Annotated in this window: 16 protein-coding genes; all 16 read right to left on the bottom strand. The window is 71.5% G+C overall.

Annotation, left to right across the window (positions count from 1 at the left end):
* Window positions 1-484, bottom strand: a 484-nt coding sequence (locus VNO22_05345; protein ID HXG60773.1) for a beta-ketoacyl synthase N-terminal-like domain-containing protein, incomplete at its 3' end; no start/stop codon positions are given.
* On the bottom strand, window positions 481-1,713 hold the full coding sequence (locus tag VNO22_05340) for a beta-ketoacyl-[acyl-carrier-protein] synthase family protein (GenBank protein ID HXG60772.1): 1,233 nt from the start codon (window positions 1,711-1,713) through the stop codon (window positions 481-483). The genes VNO22_05345 and VNO22_05340, both read right to left, overlap by 4 nt.
* On the bottom strand, window positions 1,710-2,636 hold the full coding sequence (locus VNO22_05335) for a lysophospholipid acyltransferase family protein (protein ID HXG60771.1): 927 nt from the start codon (window positions 2,634-2,636) through the stop codon (window positions 1,710-1,712). Before VNO22_05335 ends, VNO22_05340 begins: the two co-directional genes overlap by 4 nt.
* A complete protein-coding gene (locus VNO22_05330) occupies window positions 2,633-2,908 on the bottom strand; it encodes an acyl carrier protein (GenBank protein ID HXG60770.1) in 276 nt (91 codons plus the stop codon). Before VNO22_05330 ends, VNO22_05335 begins: the two co-directional genes overlap by 4 nt.
* Window positions 2,909-2,983: 75 nt before the next feature.
* Window positions 2,984-3,640, bottom strand: a complete 657-nt coding sequence (locus VNO22_05325; GenBank protein HXG60769.1) for an outer membrane lipoprotein carrier protein LolA — start codon at window positions 3,638-3,640, stop codon at window positions 2,984-2,986.
* Between the two features lie 8 nt (window positions 3,641-3,648).
* Complete coding sequence (locus VNO22_05320; GenBank protein HXG60768.1) at window positions 3,649-4,068, bottom strand: hypothetical protein; 420 nt, start codon at window positions 4,066-4,068, stop codon at window positions 3,649-3,651.
* Between the two features lie 4 nt (window positions 4,069-4,072).
* Window positions 4,073-6,520, bottom strand: a complete 2,448-nt coding sequence (locus VNO22_05315; GenBank protein HXG60767.1) for an MMPL family transporter — start codon at window positions 6,518-6,520, stop codon at window positions 4,073-4,075.
* On the bottom strand, window positions 6,517-7,191 hold the full coding sequence (locus VNO22_05310; GenBank protein HXG60766.1) for a hypothetical protein: 675 nt from the start codon (window positions 7,189-7,191) through the stop codon (window positions 6,517-6,519). The genes VNO22_05315 and VNO22_05310 overlap by 4 nt, the downstream gene beginning before the upstream one ends.
* A complete protein-coding gene (gene fabZ, locus VNO22_05305) occupies window positions 7,188-7,673 on the bottom strand; it encodes a 3-hydroxyacyl-ACP dehydratase FabZ (protein ID HXG60765.1) in 486 nt (161 codons plus the stop codon). The genes VNO22_05310 and fabZ overlap by 4 nt, the downstream gene beginning before the upstream one ends.
* Entirely contained in the window at window positions 7,666-8,940 is a 1,275-nt protein-coding gene (locus tag VNO22_05300; protein HXG60764.1) for an NAD(P)/FAD-dependent oxidoreductase, read from the bottom strand. Before VNO22_05300 ends, fabZ begins: the two co-directional genes overlap by 8 nt.
* Entirely contained in the window at window positions 8,933-10,363 is a 1,431-nt protein-coding gene (locus VNO22_05295) for a class I adenylate-forming enzyme family protein (protein ID HXG60763.1), read from the bottom strand. Before VNO22_05295 ends, VNO22_05300 begins: the two co-directional genes overlap by 8 nt.
* A 49-nt stretch (window positions 10,364-10,412) precedes the next feature.
* Window positions 10,413-11,024, bottom strand: a complete 612-nt coding sequence (locus VNO22_05290; protein ID HXG60762.1) for a 4'-phosphopantetheinyl transferase superfamily protein — start codon at window positions 11,022-11,024, stop codon at window positions 10,413-10,415.
* 73 nt (window positions 11,025-11,097) lie between these two features.
* Window positions 11,098-11,484 carry a type II toxin-antitoxin system VapC family toxin gene (locus VNO22_05285; protein ID HXG60761.1) on the bottom strand — a complete coding sequence of 129 codons (387 nt, stop codon included), beginning with the start codon at window positions 11,482-11,484 and terminating at the stop codon, window positions 11,098-11,100.
* Window positions 11,481-11,771 (bottom strand): type II toxin-antitoxin system prevent-host-death family antitoxin, encoded by a 291-nt coding sequence (locus VNO22_05280; GenBank protein ID HXG60760.1) that lies wholly within the window; start codon window positions 11,769-11,771, stop codon window positions 11,481-11,483. The genes VNO22_05285 and VNO22_05280 overlap by 4 nt, the downstream gene beginning before the upstream one ends.
* Before the next feature lie 97 nt (window positions 11,772-11,868).
* Window positions 11,869-12,594: a Phenylacetic acid catabolic protein gene (locus tag VNO22_05275; protein HXG60759.1), complete on the bottom strand. Its 726-nt coding sequence runs from the start codon at window positions 12,592-12,594 to the stop codon at window positions 11,869-11,871.
* A 36-nt stretch (window positions 12,595-12,630) separates the two neighbouring features.
* Window positions 12,631-14,253 carry a tryptophan 7-halogenase gene (locus tag VNO22_05270; GenBank protein ID HXG60758.1) on the bottom strand — a complete coding sequence of 541 codons (1,623 nt, stop codon included), beginning with the start codon at window positions 14,251-14,253 and terminating at the stop codon, window positions 12,631-12,633.
* Between the last annotated feature and the right edge of the window lie 52 nt (window positions 14,254-14,305).

Here is a 14,305-nt window from a genome sequence, read left to right as displayed (position 1 = left end):
CCGCGCCCGTCAGTTCGTGGGAGAAGCTCAGGACCACGACGAGCGCGGCGTCCACGATGCCCTCGGCGAGGTCCTCGGCCGCCGCGGCCAGCGCCTGAAGGCCGGCGGCGCGGCTCCCGATGAAGGTCTGAAGCGGTCCCGTCATGCCGAAGGTGAGCGAGAGGTGCGTGGCGGCGTTGTTGGCCACGGACTCGGAAAAAAGAAGGGGGCTGGCGAATCGGGGGCCTTCCCGGTAGGACTGCTCCAGGAACTCGGCGCAGTAAGCCAAGGGGATCTGCTGCTGGCCGACGTACGCCCCCGTGCGTTCGGAGACGCGCACCCCGGCGGCGCGGAAGGCGTCCGCCGCGGCCGCCACGGCCGCGCGGGCCGCATCCCCCCCGCGCCGAAGGCTGTTGGGCTGAGGCAGGCGCGCCTCGAGATCCGCCGGAACCGGGCCTTCCCAAAAGGAGAGCGACGCGGATACGATTCCGGCGGGGCCCTTCACGCCTCCTCCTCCCAGCGGCGCGCGACAAGCACCCCGTTGGCTCCTCCGAACCCGAACGCATGGTTGAGCGCGATGCGGGGGCGGCCGGCGGCCGGATCGCGCACGAGGTTGAGAGGACACCCCGGATCGGGTTCCCGCAGGTGGGCCTGCGGCGGGAGGAATCCGCGCTCCAGGGCCAGGAGCGAGAAGCACTGCTCGACCGCCCCCGCGGCTCCGAGCGTGTGCCCCACCAGAGCCTTCGTGGAGCTGACGGGAACGCGTCGTCCCGCCTCTTCCCCGAACGCCCGGAGAATTCCCCGCGCCTCGGCGACGTCGTTGGCCGGCGTGCCCGTTCCGTGCGCGTTGATGTAATCGACGTCCTCGGGCCGGATCCCGGCCGACTCCAGGGCGCGCGCGATGGCGCGGGCGATGCCGGCGCCGTCGGGCCGGGGGTGCGCGGGATGGTGCGCTTCGGCCGATTCCCCGCAGCCGAGAATCTCGCCGCGCACGCGCGCGCGGCGGCGCCGCGCGGAGTCGAGGGATTCCAGGACGAGGATCGCCGCGCCGTCGCCGATGAAAAATCCCGAGCGGGTCCGGTCGAAGGGGGCGCACCGGTCGGCCGTCAGCGCCCCCAGGGAGTCGAACCCCAGGTGGATGAAACGTCCCAGGACGTCGTAGCCGCCGGCCAGCCCCGCCTCGGCGGCGCCCGAGCGGATCCTCCGGAAGAGCCGGCCGATCGCGCTCACGCCCGTGGCGCAGGCGTTCGAGACGACCTGCGCCTCCAGCGGCCGCCCCAGGAGGTCCACGACCGCCGCCAGTTGCCCGCCCGAGAGGACTTCCCGCAGGCGACCGGGCCGCGCCCGCGTCGGATCGAGCCGCCGCTCGGCGTGCCAGAGCTCCCCCTGGGCGAAGCCCTCGAGGGTGGTTCCGACCACGAGCGGAAGGGGCGGGCCCGCCCGGCCCATGCCGGCATCCTCGAGGGCCGCCGCGACCGCCCACGCCAGCATCCGCGTCTCGAGCGCCAGCCTCCGGCGGCGGGCGGGGAGGCCCGCGTCGCGAAGGCGCTCCTCGAGCCGCGCCTCGTCCACCTGCGCCCCCAGGCGCGTGCGGAATCCGGACGTGTCGAAGCGCGAGATCGGACGGGCGCTGGATCGTCCCCCACGGAGCGCCGGTTCGTGATCCTCGTGATTGAACCCGAGCGCCGTGACGTAGGCCAAGCCGGTGACGACGACGCGCCGCGGAGGCGTCATGGATCCTCCCAGGCGGGCGTGAAGTTGAACCAGACAGGCAGGTGGCTCGCGACGAACCGCTCCAGGACGCGCGCGAACGCCTCGAGCGCCCCGCGCTCGGCGGCCTCGGGGTCGCCGCCGCGGACTTCGATCGGATCGCAGAGCACCGCGCGGTACCGGCGCGGGCGATCCCAGAGACAGAAGGCCGGAAAGATCGGGACCTCCGCCAGACGCGCGATCCGCACCGGACCGACCGGGAACCGGCTGGGCCGCCCGAAGAAGGGAACGGGGACCGAACGGCTGTCCCACGGCTTGTCGGCGAGCATCGCGACGATCTCGCCGCCGCGGAGCGCGCGGACGACTTCGATCATGGCGATCGGGTCCGGTTCCACGAAGGTCTGCCGGACGCCGCCGCGCCGGGCGACTCCGCGGTCCATCGAGTCGCTGGCGTGATTGTGGTACATGACCGCCCGCACGGGGATCCCGTGGCGCGCGACGATGACGCTTCCGGCGTGCCAATTTCCGAGATGCGCGGAGGCGAGGATCGCCCCGCGTCCGGCCGCCCGCGCGCGGGAAAGGGCCTCCCAGTTGCCCTCGAGCTCGAAGTGGAAGAGGTCTTCGAGGCGCCGCCGGCCGGCCATGACGGAGAGGTCCGCGAACCAGACGCCCCGGTTGAGAAATATCCGGTGCACGAGCGCGCCCACGAGGCGCTCGAGGGCCTCCGGGGAAAGCCCGGGGCGCGTGGCCTGGAGCACGCGGCGGACGTTGCCCGTGAGTCCTCGGCGCTGTTCGGGGCTGAAGCGGTAGGCCGTCTCCGTGACGCCCCAGGTGATTCCGTAGCCCACGAAGAGGGGAAAGTTCTCCAGCACCCACCGGCCGAAGGCGTAGACCGGCCGGACGTTCAGCCAGTGGCGGCTGTGCCTCCAGAGGGCCTCGTTCCTCACGGCGCGCGGCCGTTCGATCGGACGAACTCGGCGATCGTGGAGACGGAACGGAGCACCCGCTGGCCGGTCTCCCGGTCGGGGATCGTCACGCCGAACGAGCGTTCCAGATGGACGACGAATTCCAGGACGTCGATCGAGTCCAGGCCCAGACCTTTCTCCGGGTCGAACAGCGGCTGGTCGTCGCCGATGTCCGAGGGCGCGACCTTCAGGCGCGCGCACTGGACGAGGAGCGCCTTGATGCGAACTCGAAGCTCGGCGTCGTCCTGGGTCATGATCGCGAAATTTCCCCGCAGGGGCGGAGACTTCAGGTGCCCAAGTAAACCGCCGGCCGGGCGGAGAATCAAGGATTAGCGCGGTCGGGCGGCGTCCTTCTCCGCCGGGACCGCATGCCGGAGGATCCGGGTGTCCGGGGGAACGCGAAGCTCGAAGACGTCCGCGGGCAGCTCGGGATTGACCCGGACCTCGGAGAGCGCGAAGGAGACCTCGTCTCCCTCCGGGTCGGTGAAGACGATCCGGCGGAGTCCTCCCTCGGCGTCCGTGCGCAGCGCCAGGCGGCGGACCCGCCGCGCGAGCTTCTCGTCGCGCGGCTCAAGGAGGATCTCCGTCTCGCCCGGCCCGGCCTCGCCGCGGCGCACGAGGAAGGCCTTCCCGATCTCCTCGGACCGCGGTTCGAAGGCCGCCAGGAGGCGCGGCGCCATTCCGGGATCCTCGAAGTCGAAGCGTTCCAGGCGCTTTTCGTCGGGCCGGTAGACCTGGTAGGACGAGCGGTCGAGGTGGACGATCGTGGACCGGGGATCGGAGAGCACGAGGACCAGCCGCGCCGGCTCGCGGCGGTAATAGAGCGTGCCGGACGACCGGAGCGGCTCCTCGAGGAGCGCGGTCCGGCGCTCCTGGATCACGCGGGCCGAAAGGGTCCGCGCCTCCTTCAGGCGTCCCGCCAGCCGGGCGAGCGCCTCCCGCGCGGCGGCGTCCTCCTGAGGCGCCGCCAGAAGGGCGGCGAGCATCGGAGCGATCATTTCGCAAGCCGCGCGGCGATCCGTTTGTGCAGATCCTCCGCGATCGCCTGATCGGCCGGCTCGGCCTCGCGGCTTTCCACCTTGCTCCGCACCACGACCCAGACGGCGCACTGGCTTTTCTGGTTTTCGATCATGATCCGCGCGATCCGACCCATCGTCCCGGCCGCCAGTCCCTGCGTGCCGATGATCCGATAATGCGTCTCATCGATGAAGCCCGTGTCCTTCTCGCCTTCCTTGATGTTGAACGCCAGCTCCCCGAGGGCGTCCCGGCAGGCCATGCGCACGCGATCGAAGGGCTTGTCGTAGGTCCGGGCCACACCCGCGTCCATGGGAAGGCTGCGGATCTCGGAGCGGGTGGCGCATCCCGCCGCCGCGAGGGCCAGGAGACCGAAGGCCGCCGTTCTGAGGTTTCTCATGCGGCTATTGTCGTCCCCCCGAAGCCGCCGCGTCAAGCCTTCGGCGCAAGAGCGGCGGGAGGAGGAAGATCGCGACCGTCAGGGAGACGGCCATGCCGGCGCAGACGAGGAGCCCCAGGGACGCCAGACCGGGCGTGTCCGAAAAGGCGATCGAGCCGAACCCCAGCAGCGTCGTTCCCGCCGCGCCCCACAGGCCGGGCGCGACGTCGGCCAGCGCGGCCGCCGCGTCCCGGTCCGGCCGCTCGCGAAGGCGGCAGACGTAATGGATCCCCGCGTCCACGCCGATGCCGAGCGCGATCGGGACCGCCACCATGTTCATCAGGGTGAGCGCCCCATGGGAAAGGGCGCACACGCCGAGCGCCGCTCCCACGGCTCCCGCGGCCGGAAGGAGCGCCGCCAGGCCGTCGCGGATCGCGCCGACGGAAAGAATCGTGAGAATCGCCACCGCCGCCGCCGTGGCCAGAGTGATTCGGACCAAATCTCCGGACAGCGCCCGCGCGTAGTGGTCGGGCAGATGGAACGCCCCGTAAAGCCGAACCGTCTCCCCCAGCGCCGCCCGCGCTTCGCGGTCGAACTCGGCGCGGACGCCGGGATCCCAGAGCGCCCGGCGCGGGAAAAGCGTCACGACCCAGGACCGGCGGTCCCCCTCTTCATAGAGGACGCTCCGGCGGAGCGCTTCGAATTCCGGCCGGTCGAGGGTCGAAAGATCCGGCGGCGGCGCCGAGAGCGTCCGTTCCAACTCCTCGAGCGCCGGCCGGAACGGCGCGGGACGGAAGCCCAGACTCGCCAGATCGCGCAGTGCGCCGTCGATCCATCCCTGCGTGGTCCGGAGGAAACGTTCGGCCCTCTCCCGGCCTTCGGGAGAAGGAAAAAGCTCCTGCGGGCCGTCCGCGGCGGCCGCCCCGCGGATCGAAGAGACGCGGGACCGGAGTTCGTCCGGAGACATCGAGGCGTCCACGAGGGCGAAGACGGGAGTAAACGACATTCCCAGGTCCCTTTCGAGACGCTCCAGGGCGGCCAGTCCCGGATCCCCGGGCGGCATGGAATTCCGAAGATCGAGATCGACGCGGAGCCCGCGCGCGGCGAAGATCCCCCATCCGCCAAGAAGCAGGACCCCCGCCAGGATCGCCAGGGGCCGGCGGGCCCGCGTGTTTTGGAGTGCGGCGGCGAAGCGACCGATCCAGGAGGCGCCTCCGCCGGCCGGCCGAACCGCGCGATCGGCCAGGACGAGGAGGGCCGGAAAGACCGTCATCGACGCCACCAGGCAGAGCGCCAGGCCCAGCGCCAGAAGCACGCCCAGCTGCCGGAATCCGGGGAACCGGCTGGCCAGGAGCAGGAGAAAGGCCGCCAGCGTCGTCGCCGCCGCGCCCACGAAAGGACGCCCCAGGGAGGCGGCGGCCTCCGCCGCCGCGTCGGCGGGGTCGCGCGCGATGCGCTCCTGGCGGAAGCGGGAGAGGAGGTGGACGGGGAAATCGATTCCCTGGGCGATGAGCATGGCGGCCGCGCTGATCGCCAGGGGCGTCAGCGGGCCCAGGAGCGCTCCGCCGAGCGCCAGCGACCCCAGGAGCGCCCAGCCCACGGGCAGGAGCATGAGGATCGGTCCGGGAAGGCTCCTCGAAAAAAGGGTCAGAAATATCGTCACGAGGATCGCGGACCCCGCGATCTGCACCTGCATGTCCCGCCGCATGGCCCCCGCGTGGTGGCGCGCGCTGACGTACCCTCCGGCGAGTTCCGCGCGGACCGGCCGGGCCCCCAGCGCCCCGCTCAGGCGCCCTTCGACGTCGGACAGAAGCGCGTCCGAAAAGGAGAGGTCGAAGGAATCCCGCTTCCCCACCGCCCGAAGAAGGGCGAGAGGCGGATCTTCGATCACGAAGTACGGCGAGCCCGGCCGCGTCCGGAACGGAAAACGGCGCGCCAGGCGGTCGGCCGCTTCCTCGTAGATCCAGCGCACTCCCAGGGGATCTCGAAGGACGAGCTCACGGCCGGCCAGGGGGTCTTCCGCGACCCGGCGGCGCGCGGCCTCGAGTTCCCGGCGGCGGCCCGGCCCGGCCAGGCGGTCCGCCAAAGCGTCGAGCGTTTCCCCGGGCAGCGCGTAGAGCGGCGCGCGGCGGTGCCAGTCCGCGCGCGGCCCCGCCAGCTCGAGCCTTGTGGCCCACACGCGGGCCAGCCAGGGCGAGCCGCGCAGGGCCGCGGACGCCTGCGCCGCGGCCGCCTCGAGCTCCACGGGATCGTCGCCGCGCAGGATGATGAAAAGCGTCCGGCTCGGGGGCGCCTCGCCCTGGAGATGGCGTGTGAGACGCAGCGTGGGATCGTCCTTCGGCAGGAGGTGTTCGAGGTCGGGATCGACGCGCAGGCGCGCGAGGAGCCCCGAGGCGGCCATCGCCGCCCCGAAGGCGACGGCGAGCACCGCGCGCGGGCGCCGGACGACCGTCTCCGCCAGGCGCGGCCTCACGGCCGCCCCCCGGGCGTCCAGTCGAAGACGCCCTCCGGAACCTCGCGCCGCCGGTCGATCTCGAGCACTTCGCCGCGCGCCCGCAGGCGCGGCGCTTCGATCTCGATCGAGCGGCCGGGCGTCGAGCGTTCTTCCCAGCGGACGCCCGGCATCCAGGAGAACCGGCGGCGGGCGCCCCCGGGGAGCAGGACCTCCACCCGCACGCCCCGCGCCGCGCCTTCGAGGGCCACCCACGTTTCGCCGTTCTCACGCCGGACCCCGCGCGCGCGTTCCGCCGTCGCGGGAGCGAAGCGCTCCAGAAGCGTCGCTCCAAGAAGCGCCAGCGGATGCGGGCGCGCCTCGCCGGGCAGGTTCATGAGGATCGCCTCGCCGGTCGGCGGAAAGCGGCCCGCGACGCGGTCCGGCCGGGCCGCCAGATCGACCGCCGTTCCGCCGACGTCCGGGAAGAACTGGGCGCGGACGGCCGGTTCGGGTCCGGGGCGCGCGAGGACGACGCCTTCGAAGCGTCCGGAGAAGGCGGGGCTTTCGAATTCGAGGCGGACCTTCGCGCGGACGAAGGGGCCTTCGGGAACGGGCAGCGCGGCAAGCGCGCGGGCCGATTCGGGATCCAGCGGCGCAAGTCCCGCGCACGCCGCCAGCGCCGCCAGAAGCGCCGCCGCCGTCCGCCTCATGACCCGCGCCGCAGGAGGGCGTCCCGCCGCGTCCGGACGAAGTACATTTCCGCTTCCGTGCAGACCGTGCCCTGGACGATCGCCTTCCCTTCGGCGGCGCCGCCTTCTCCATAGAGTTTGAGGAGCCGGACCTCCAGGCGCAGGACGTCTCCCGGGAAGACGGGCCGGTGCATGCGGGCCTTGACGGATCCGAAAAGATGGATTTCGTCCCCGGCGCCCCCGGGGGCGCCGGCGCGTTCGGCGGTCCGGCGCGTGAGGAGGATCGTCGCCTGGGCGAGGGCTTCCAGGATGAGCGCGGCCGGCATCACCGCGAGCGAGGGGAAGTGGCCCTGGAAGTAGGGCTCGTTGCCCGTGACGTTTCTCACGGCGACGATCCGCTCTCCCGGGTGGAGCTCCTCCACGCGGTCCACCATGAGGAACGGCGGCGCCTGCGGAAGGAGGCGGCGGACCTCCTCGAAGGAAAGCGATTCGGGATCAGGCATGGGGGATGGCGGCCTCCGGGCTTCGGGGATCCTTGAGGAACTTGAATCGCCGGTTGAGGCGGATGAGGAGGAGGAAGAGGCGGACGCGGAGCCGATCGAGCCAGCCCTGTTCCGACTGGCCCGCCAGAAGCGCCGTGACGGCTTCGGCCATGCCGAGCGTCTCGCGGCGGTTGAGGAAGACTTCGGCGAAGCCGGGGGAATAGAACGCCTCGATCATCGCGAAGTGGTGCTTCGTCCACCGGCGGAAGGTCCGCTCGTAATCGTCGAACACGTCCGCGCGGAGGGGGCGGCCGGAGCGGAGGGCGGCGGCCAGGTCGAGCGCGGCGCGTTCGCCGCTGCGCATGGCGAGCATGACGCCGGTCGACCAGATGGGATCCAGAAATTCCGCGGCGTCTCCGACCAGGACGAACCCGGGGCCGGCCAGGCGGCGGGACGAGTAGCTGTAGTTGCTGGCGGTCCACACGGGCGTGACCCGCGGGGCGTGCCGGAGCCGGCCGAAGACGAAGGGAGAGCGGCGGATCGCGTCCTCGAGCAGCGCCTCCGGGGACAGGCCGGTCGCCTTCCAGCGCGCCACGTCCGAGACGAACCCGACGCTCGTCAGGTCGTCGCGCAGGGGGATCAGCCAGAACCAGCCGCCGGGTCCGAGGACCAGATCCACGTTTCCGGCGCGGAAGCCCTCGCGGCGCGGCATTCCCTTGTACCGGGCGTAGACGGCGATTTTCCGATGGGACGGGTGCCGGACGCGCAGGTCATGCAGCTTGGCCAGCAGCGAGCTCTGCCCGCTGGCGTCCACGATCCAGCGCGCTTCCAGGGAGGATTCGCGGCCGGCGTCGTCGCGCAGCCGCAGGCGGCAGGGGGCGTCCTCGCGCGCGTCGGCGTCGAGGACCGCGACCCCTTCGCGGACCTCGGCGCCGGCGCGGCGGGCGTGGTCGAGGAGGAGGTGGTCGAAGCGTTCGCGTTCCACCTCCCAGGCGACGAGGTCGGGATTGCGCTGAGCGTTGTTGAAGAAGTTGATTTCGAGTTCGACGCCGCCGTCGTTGGAGACGACGAACGCTCCGTACTTCGGGGTGAAGCCCTCCCGCTCGAGGACGGGGAGCAGTCCCAGGCGGCGGTAGAGGCCGCCGGCGCGGGGAAGGAGGGACTCGCCGATGTGATGCCGCGGGAAGCGCTCGCGCTCCAGGAGCACCGTGCGGACGCCTTCGCGCGCCAGGACGTAGGCGGCGGTGGAGCCGGCCGGGCCGCCGCCGATGACGGCCACGTCATGCATGGCAGGGATCTCCTTCCGCCCGGCCGGCGAGCGCCGCCCGGTCGAGCTTGCCCCGGGAGGTGCGGGGAAGCCGGGGCAGGACGCGGATTTCCCCCGGAACCTCGCGGGGTCCCAGGCGGGTCCGGCAGAGGTCGAGGATTTCCTCGGGCCGGCGCGTTTCCGATTCGACCCAGGCGACCAGCCGGTGTCCCTTCGAAGGGTCTTCCACGGGAAGGACGGCCGCGTCGGAGACGCCGGGGAGGGCGCGGAGGAACGCGTCGATCGCGCCGAGGTCGATCTTGACGCCGCCGACGTTGCCGAGCGGGAGGATGCGTCCCCGGAGGCGCAGGCGGCCCTCGGGGGTCCACTCGCCGCGGTCGCCGGTGGCCACGGCGGTGGGGACCGGGCCGCCTTCCGGCAGGAGGGCGAAGCGGTTGGCGCGCGACCGGACGCGAATGCCCTCTTCGGGATGGGTTTCGACGTCCACGCCCGGCAGCGGGAAGCCCACGGTGCCTTCGGCTTCGGGATCGTCGGGCCGGGCTTCGAAGGAAATTCCGCCGCATTCCGTGGCGCCGTAGAACTGCCGCACCGGAAGTCCCGAGGCGCGCCGGAAGGCCCGCGCGTGTTCGGCGGCCAGGGGGGCGCTCGCCGAGATCACGGCGCGCAGGGGCAGGTCGCGCGGCCATTCGACCTGAGCCAGGAGCCGGACGAGGGCCGGCACCGTCGGGAAGAAGGTGACGGCGCGGTCGCGCAGGGTGCGCAGGAGGGCGGCGGGGAGGAGGTCGTCCTGGAGGACCAGGGGCGTTCCCGCGGCGGCCAGCGAGAGGACGCCGTTGTCGAACCCATAGGAGTGGCTCAGGGGGATCGAAAGGAGAACGCGGTCGGAGGGTCCGAGCTCCATGCCCCGGGCGATGTGGTCGATGCCTTCCGCGAGCGCTTCCTCGGTGAAGCAGGCGCCGCGCGGGTTGAGGGTGCTGCCGGAGGTGAGCTTGATGAGCGCGGTCCCGGCGGGCGCGGGGCGGGCGCCGTCGAGGGAGCGCAGGAAGACCGCGGGGTCGGGCGCTCCCGGCAGGGGGGCGCCTCCGAGCGCGGCGGCGCGGCGGTGGAGGAGCCGGCCGGCCCCCATGCGGCGGGCGATTTCGAGCGTCGCCGGAGGGGGCAGGGAGTCGTCGACCGTCAGGACGGGCACGTCGAGGGCGCGCAGGGCGAAAAAGAGTTCGACGAAGGCGGCGCGGTTGCCGGTCGCCAGGGCGGCGGGCGCGTCGGGGCGGACGCCGGCCGCCTGAAGAGCGTGCGTCCATGCGTCGATGCGGGCGGCGAGGTCCGCGAACGTGAGGTCGAGCCCCTCGGATTCCGAGGCGAGCGCGGGCCGCCGGGCGCGGTCGCGCGCCTGGCGCCCCAGGGCGGAAAGAAGGGGGGATCGTCGTGCGGCCTCGGACAGCATGGCGGCCCGTGAATCTTACCGCCCCTCCCGCCGGGGCGCAATCCTCCGCTCAGGCGCGCAGGAGCGCCGCGGTCAGGAACCCGCCGGGAACCTCGAAGGTCCGGTAGAGGAAGGTTTTCGGGCCCGTGCGGACGCGTCCCTCGGGGGCCTCGGGATCTTCGAGGACGTAGCCGCGAACGGAGGCCAGGGCGTTGTCCGGATCGGCCTTGAAGATGGCCTCCTTGACGGTCCAGAGCCGAAGGAGCGTCCGGGCGGGGGCGTGGCGGAGACGGGCTTGCTCTTCGGGGGCGAGGAAGAATCTCATGGACTCGACGCGGGGGGGCTCGCGCAGTTCGAGATCCACCCCGACGCCGGCGGTTCCCGGCGAGGCCGTTCCCAGGGCTACGGCCCACGGTCCGCTGTGGGAGAGGGACAGACGCGGGTGGGGGACGCGGACGAGCGAGGTATCGGGGTTCTCGCCGAGGATTTCGAGGAGGGTCTTGAGGGCGTTGCGGCCGCGCAGCCAGGAGTCGCGCCGCCGGGCGTTCTTCATCTCCTTCAGGAGCCGGGTCTCGCCGGCGGTGAGGCGGTCGGCCGGGACGGGGTCCGGCGTGACGACGGCGCGGAAGGGGAGTTGCCAGGACTCGCGGAGGGCTTCTTCGAGGCGGGCGGCTTCGATCACGCGTAAGGATCTTAGGCCACGGCGCCGGACGCCGTCAAGCCGGGGGTTGGACGCCGGCGGGGAGACGCCGGGTTCAGGGAGCGACGACCTTGAGCTTGAGAGAGCGGGCGGCGGCGGCCAGCTTTTCGTCGTAGGTGGCGACTTCGAGCGAAGGAGTCCGTTCCCGGAGGAAACACATCGAAGCCAGGTGGAGGGCGTCCAGAGTGCGGACCGGGATCGGAAAAGGTTCCAGGGCTCGGGCCAGGACGGCGGGAGCCAGTTCCACCCAGGCGAGACGGCCCAGCAGCGCTCGGGCGGCGTCGGCGTGTTCACGGCGGCTTTTTCGAGCATGGATGCTCGTCCAGACTTCATACTCGGCCAGGCGGCTTGACGTCAGGGGACCTTTCCAGAAGGAATCGGGCGGAACCCGGTCCTCCGCGAAGATAAAGGCGAGCAGCACCGACGTATCGACGTACGTCATCGATCCCGGCGAAGCTTCTCAAGTTCCCGGAGGATCGTCCGCAGGGGCGCGACGGGGCGGCGGGGAGGGAGCGGCAGATCCGGGTACGACGGGGGCGTTACCCATCCCTTTCGCACGGCTTCGGCCAGGAGGGCGTCCTCCAGACGCGGGCTGCGGTCGGGACGCGGCGGACTCAGTTCCGCCACGACTCTGTCGCGGTCGGTGACAAGCACCACCTCTCCCGAGGCGGCCAGGCGGACATATTCACTCAAGCGGTTCTTGAGTTCCTTGACCCCGACGGCTCTCATAAGGGAATGGTAGCCACCTGTAGCCACAAAATCAAGGAGCCGGCGGAACGTGGAGTCGGTCCCCGGCGAAGGGGCGCGCGTCGGCGGCGGGAGGACCTCACTCCACCGGCCACTCGAGGTCGGCGGGAAGTTCGAGCCCCAGGCTCTCTTTGGGAGGAAGGCGGAGGCCCGCTTCGCGGACGGCCGGCAGGATGTCCCGGATGTAGTCCTTTATGCACTCGCCGGAGTCGCGCTTCTTGAGCCCCACGGCGATGGCGTAGCGGTTCCCTTCGCTGTTGGGGCGTCCCAGGCAGACCAGACCCAGGCGAAGCCAGCGCTCGAAGAGGCGCTGGACCTTGGCGCGGTCTTTCTCCCGGCGGCACAGCGGCACGGCGATCCGCTCGCCGTGGTCCTGATGACCTTCTTCCTGAGCGATGATCTTGCCCACGATTTCACGGTAGGGCGCCCAGCTGGAGTCCACGTACTCGCGAAGCTGCCAGAAGCCTCCGCGGTCGTAGAGCCACTGGGCGATGCCGAGCTCAAGGAAACTTTCCGCCATGGGGATCGGTTTCTGCCGGAGCTTCTCGTGGACCCAGGGTTCGATGGACTCTCCCACGTGCCGCCGGTAGAGATCGGCGACGGCGACATAGTGCTCCGTTTCTTCCACGACATGCCGGGTGATGAAGCGGAGCGAGGGGATGTCTTCGACGAACTGGAGCCCGTGGCCGAAAAGCTGGGCCGCGGAAAGCTCCCGCCATGCCTGGGAGCGCAGCATCTGGACGACCGTTTCCCGGTAGCGCGGTTCGCGGTCGGAAAGGGGGATCTCGCGCGTCGCGGACGTCATGAGGGCAGCATTATATGTCCGGATCCCGGGCCGGGGTCAAGATTGCCGGGTCGCTTCCTCGAGCGCGGGTTCGGCGCGGGAGGCCGCCGGAGCGGGCGTCCGCCGGGGTCCGGGCATGAGGTCGGGCCGGGGGCGGGGACGGGAGATCAGCGTCCAGGCGTTCTCGAGCTCGGCGCGCAGCCAGAAGCGCAGGCCTTTGAGGAACATGAGGACGGCTCCGATCCCCAGGGAGAATCCCACCAGCTTCGGCCGCCGCCCCGTGTTGCGCCGTCCGTAGGTGCCCAGCCTCGCCTTCCGCCGGGCGATGGCGATCAGGCGGCGCTGGTAGAATCGGATCAGCGGGAACGCGAACCGGGCGTAGGGGTCGTAAAACGGCGGATTCAGGAGCCCCCGCCCGCCGCGCTTGTAGAGAGGCCAGACGGTGAAGAAATAGTAGAGCGACGTGTCGATGAGGAACGACGCCGTCATCGTGTCGAAGTCGCCCATCAGGTAATACTTGTCCCGGTAGATCGACTCGAAGAAGAAGCGCAGGTAGCGCACATACGCTTCGTTGTGCGCGGCGACCTCGCGCGCGAAAGCCTCCGGCTCGGGGCGCTCCAGCGAGCGGCGGATCAGTTCCAGCGTCCAGGAAACGGAAAAGGAAAGCTGGTCGAGCCCGGGGCTGTAAAAGGGATCGAGGAACCCCGCCGCGTCCCCCACGAGCGACCACCCGGGTCCCGCGACGCGGTCCACGAGGTAGGGCAGATGGGCGTACGCGCGCAGGTCTCCGGGCACGGCCTCGGCCTTCTCCATGAGGCGGCGCGTCAGCGGATTGCCCCGGAGAAACCAGTGCAGGCGCTCCTCCGCCGAATCCCCTTCCGGCTCGACGAGGCGGCGGTCCCACACGGCGCCCACGCTCGTCTCGCCTCCCCGCAACGGGATGAACCACATCCAGTAGCCGTAGCCCATGAAGTGGTTCGTGGCCAGGCGCCGGGCGGCGACGCTGGTGCGGGCGAAGGAGTCGTCCGGGTCCGTGCCCGAGATTTCGGGACCGTCGAGGTCGGCCACGCCCCGAAAGCGCGCCCAGACGGCCCGCGTGGGGTGCTCCGCCAGGGGGTGCAGCCATCCGCGCTTGCGCGCCACGATCGCGGCACGGCCGCTGGCGTCCACGATCCAGCCCGCGCGAAGCTCGACCGGACGTCCGTCGCGCTCGGCGAGGATCACGCCCTCCTGGCCGCCGGTCTCCTCCGGCAGGCGGACTTCGACGACGCGGGCGGGCCGCCAGAGCTCGGCCCCTTCGCGCACCGCCAGGGCCAGCACGTGCTCGTCCAGGGCCGCACGGTCGAGCTGGAAGGCCGGCAGGCGCGCGAGCTGGTACGGGCCCACTTCGCTGGCCGTGCGGAGGTCGCCCGCTTCGCCGTGATGGAACCAGTAGCGGAAAGACTGCTTGGGAAGCTGCTCGCGGGAGAGGTAGTCGTACAGGCGCAGGACCCGGGAGAGGAAGTATCCGGAGGTCTCGACCGTCGATTCGCCCACCTTCCAGTCGAAGACCGGCCGGCGTTCGAGGAGAAGCACGCGGAGGTGCGGGAACCGGCGGCGGAGCAGGAGGGCGGTCGCCGCTCCGGCGAGCGCGCCGCCGAGGATGATGACGTCGTACCGCTCCGCCGTCTTTTCGGACATGGGGCCGATTCTACTTTCGACCCCGCCGCGGGCCAAGCCTGAGCCTGTTCCC

It is taken from the genome of Planctomycetota bacterium (assembly GCA_035574235.1).
In the GTDB taxonomy this organism is placed as follows: Bacteria; Planctomycetota; MHYJ01; order MHYJ01; family JACPRB01; genus DATLZA01.
This window is presented reverse-complemented; position numbering and strand designations above follow the sequence as displayed.

Excerpts from the sequence above, each read along its gene's own strand:
- VNO22_05330 (HXG60770.1), bottom strand. The coding sequence starts at position 2,908 with ATGACCCAGGACGACGCCGAGCTTCGAGTTCGCATCAAGGCGCTCCTC.
- VNO22_05275 (HXG60759.1), bottom strand. The coding sequence starts at position 12,594 with ATGACGTCCGCGACGCGCGAGATCCCCCTTTCCGACCGCGAACCGCGC.
- VNO22_05325 (HXG60769.1), bottom strand. The coding sequence starts at position 3,640 with ATGCTCGCCGCCCTTCTGGCGGCGCCTCAGGAGGACGCCGCCGCGCGG.
- VNO22_05270 (HXG60758.1), bottom strand. The coding sequence starts at position 14,253 with ATGTCCGAAAAGACGGCGGAGCGGTACGACGTCATCATCCTCGGCGGC.
- fabZ (HXG60765.1), bottom strand. The coding sequence starts at position 7,673 with ATGCCTGATCCCGAATCGCTTTCCTTCGAGGAGGTCCGCCGCCTCCTT.
- VNO22_05340 (HXG60772.1), bottom strand. The coding sequence starts at position 1,713 with ATGACGCCTCCGCGGCGCGTCGTCGTCACCGGCTTGGCCTACGTCACG.
- VNO22_05285 (HXG60761.1), bottom strand. The coding sequence starts at position 11,484 with ATGACGTACGTCGATACGTCGGTGCTGCTCGCCTTTATCTTCGCGGAG.
- VNO22_05320 (HXG60768.1), bottom strand. The coding sequence starts at position 4,068 with ATGAGAAACCTCAGAACGGCGGCCTTCGGTCTCCTGGCCCTCGCGGCG.
- VNO22_05295 (HXG60763.1), bottom strand. The coding sequence starts at position 10,363 with ATGCTGTCCGAGGCCGCACGACGATCCCCCCTTCTTTCCGCCCTGGGG.
- VNO22_05310 (HXG60766.1), bottom strand. The coding sequence starts at position 7,191 with ATGAGGCGGACGGCGGCGGCGCTTCTGGCGGCGCTGGCGGCGTGCGCG.
- VNO22_05300 (HXG60764.1), bottom strand. The coding sequence starts at position 8,940 with ATGCATGACGTGGCCGTCATCGGCGGCGGCCCGGCCGGCTCCACCGCC.
- VNO22_05280 (HXG60760.1), bottom strand. The coding sequence starts at position 11,771 with ATGAGAGCCGTCGGGGTCAAGGAACTCAAGAACCGCTTGAGTGAATAT.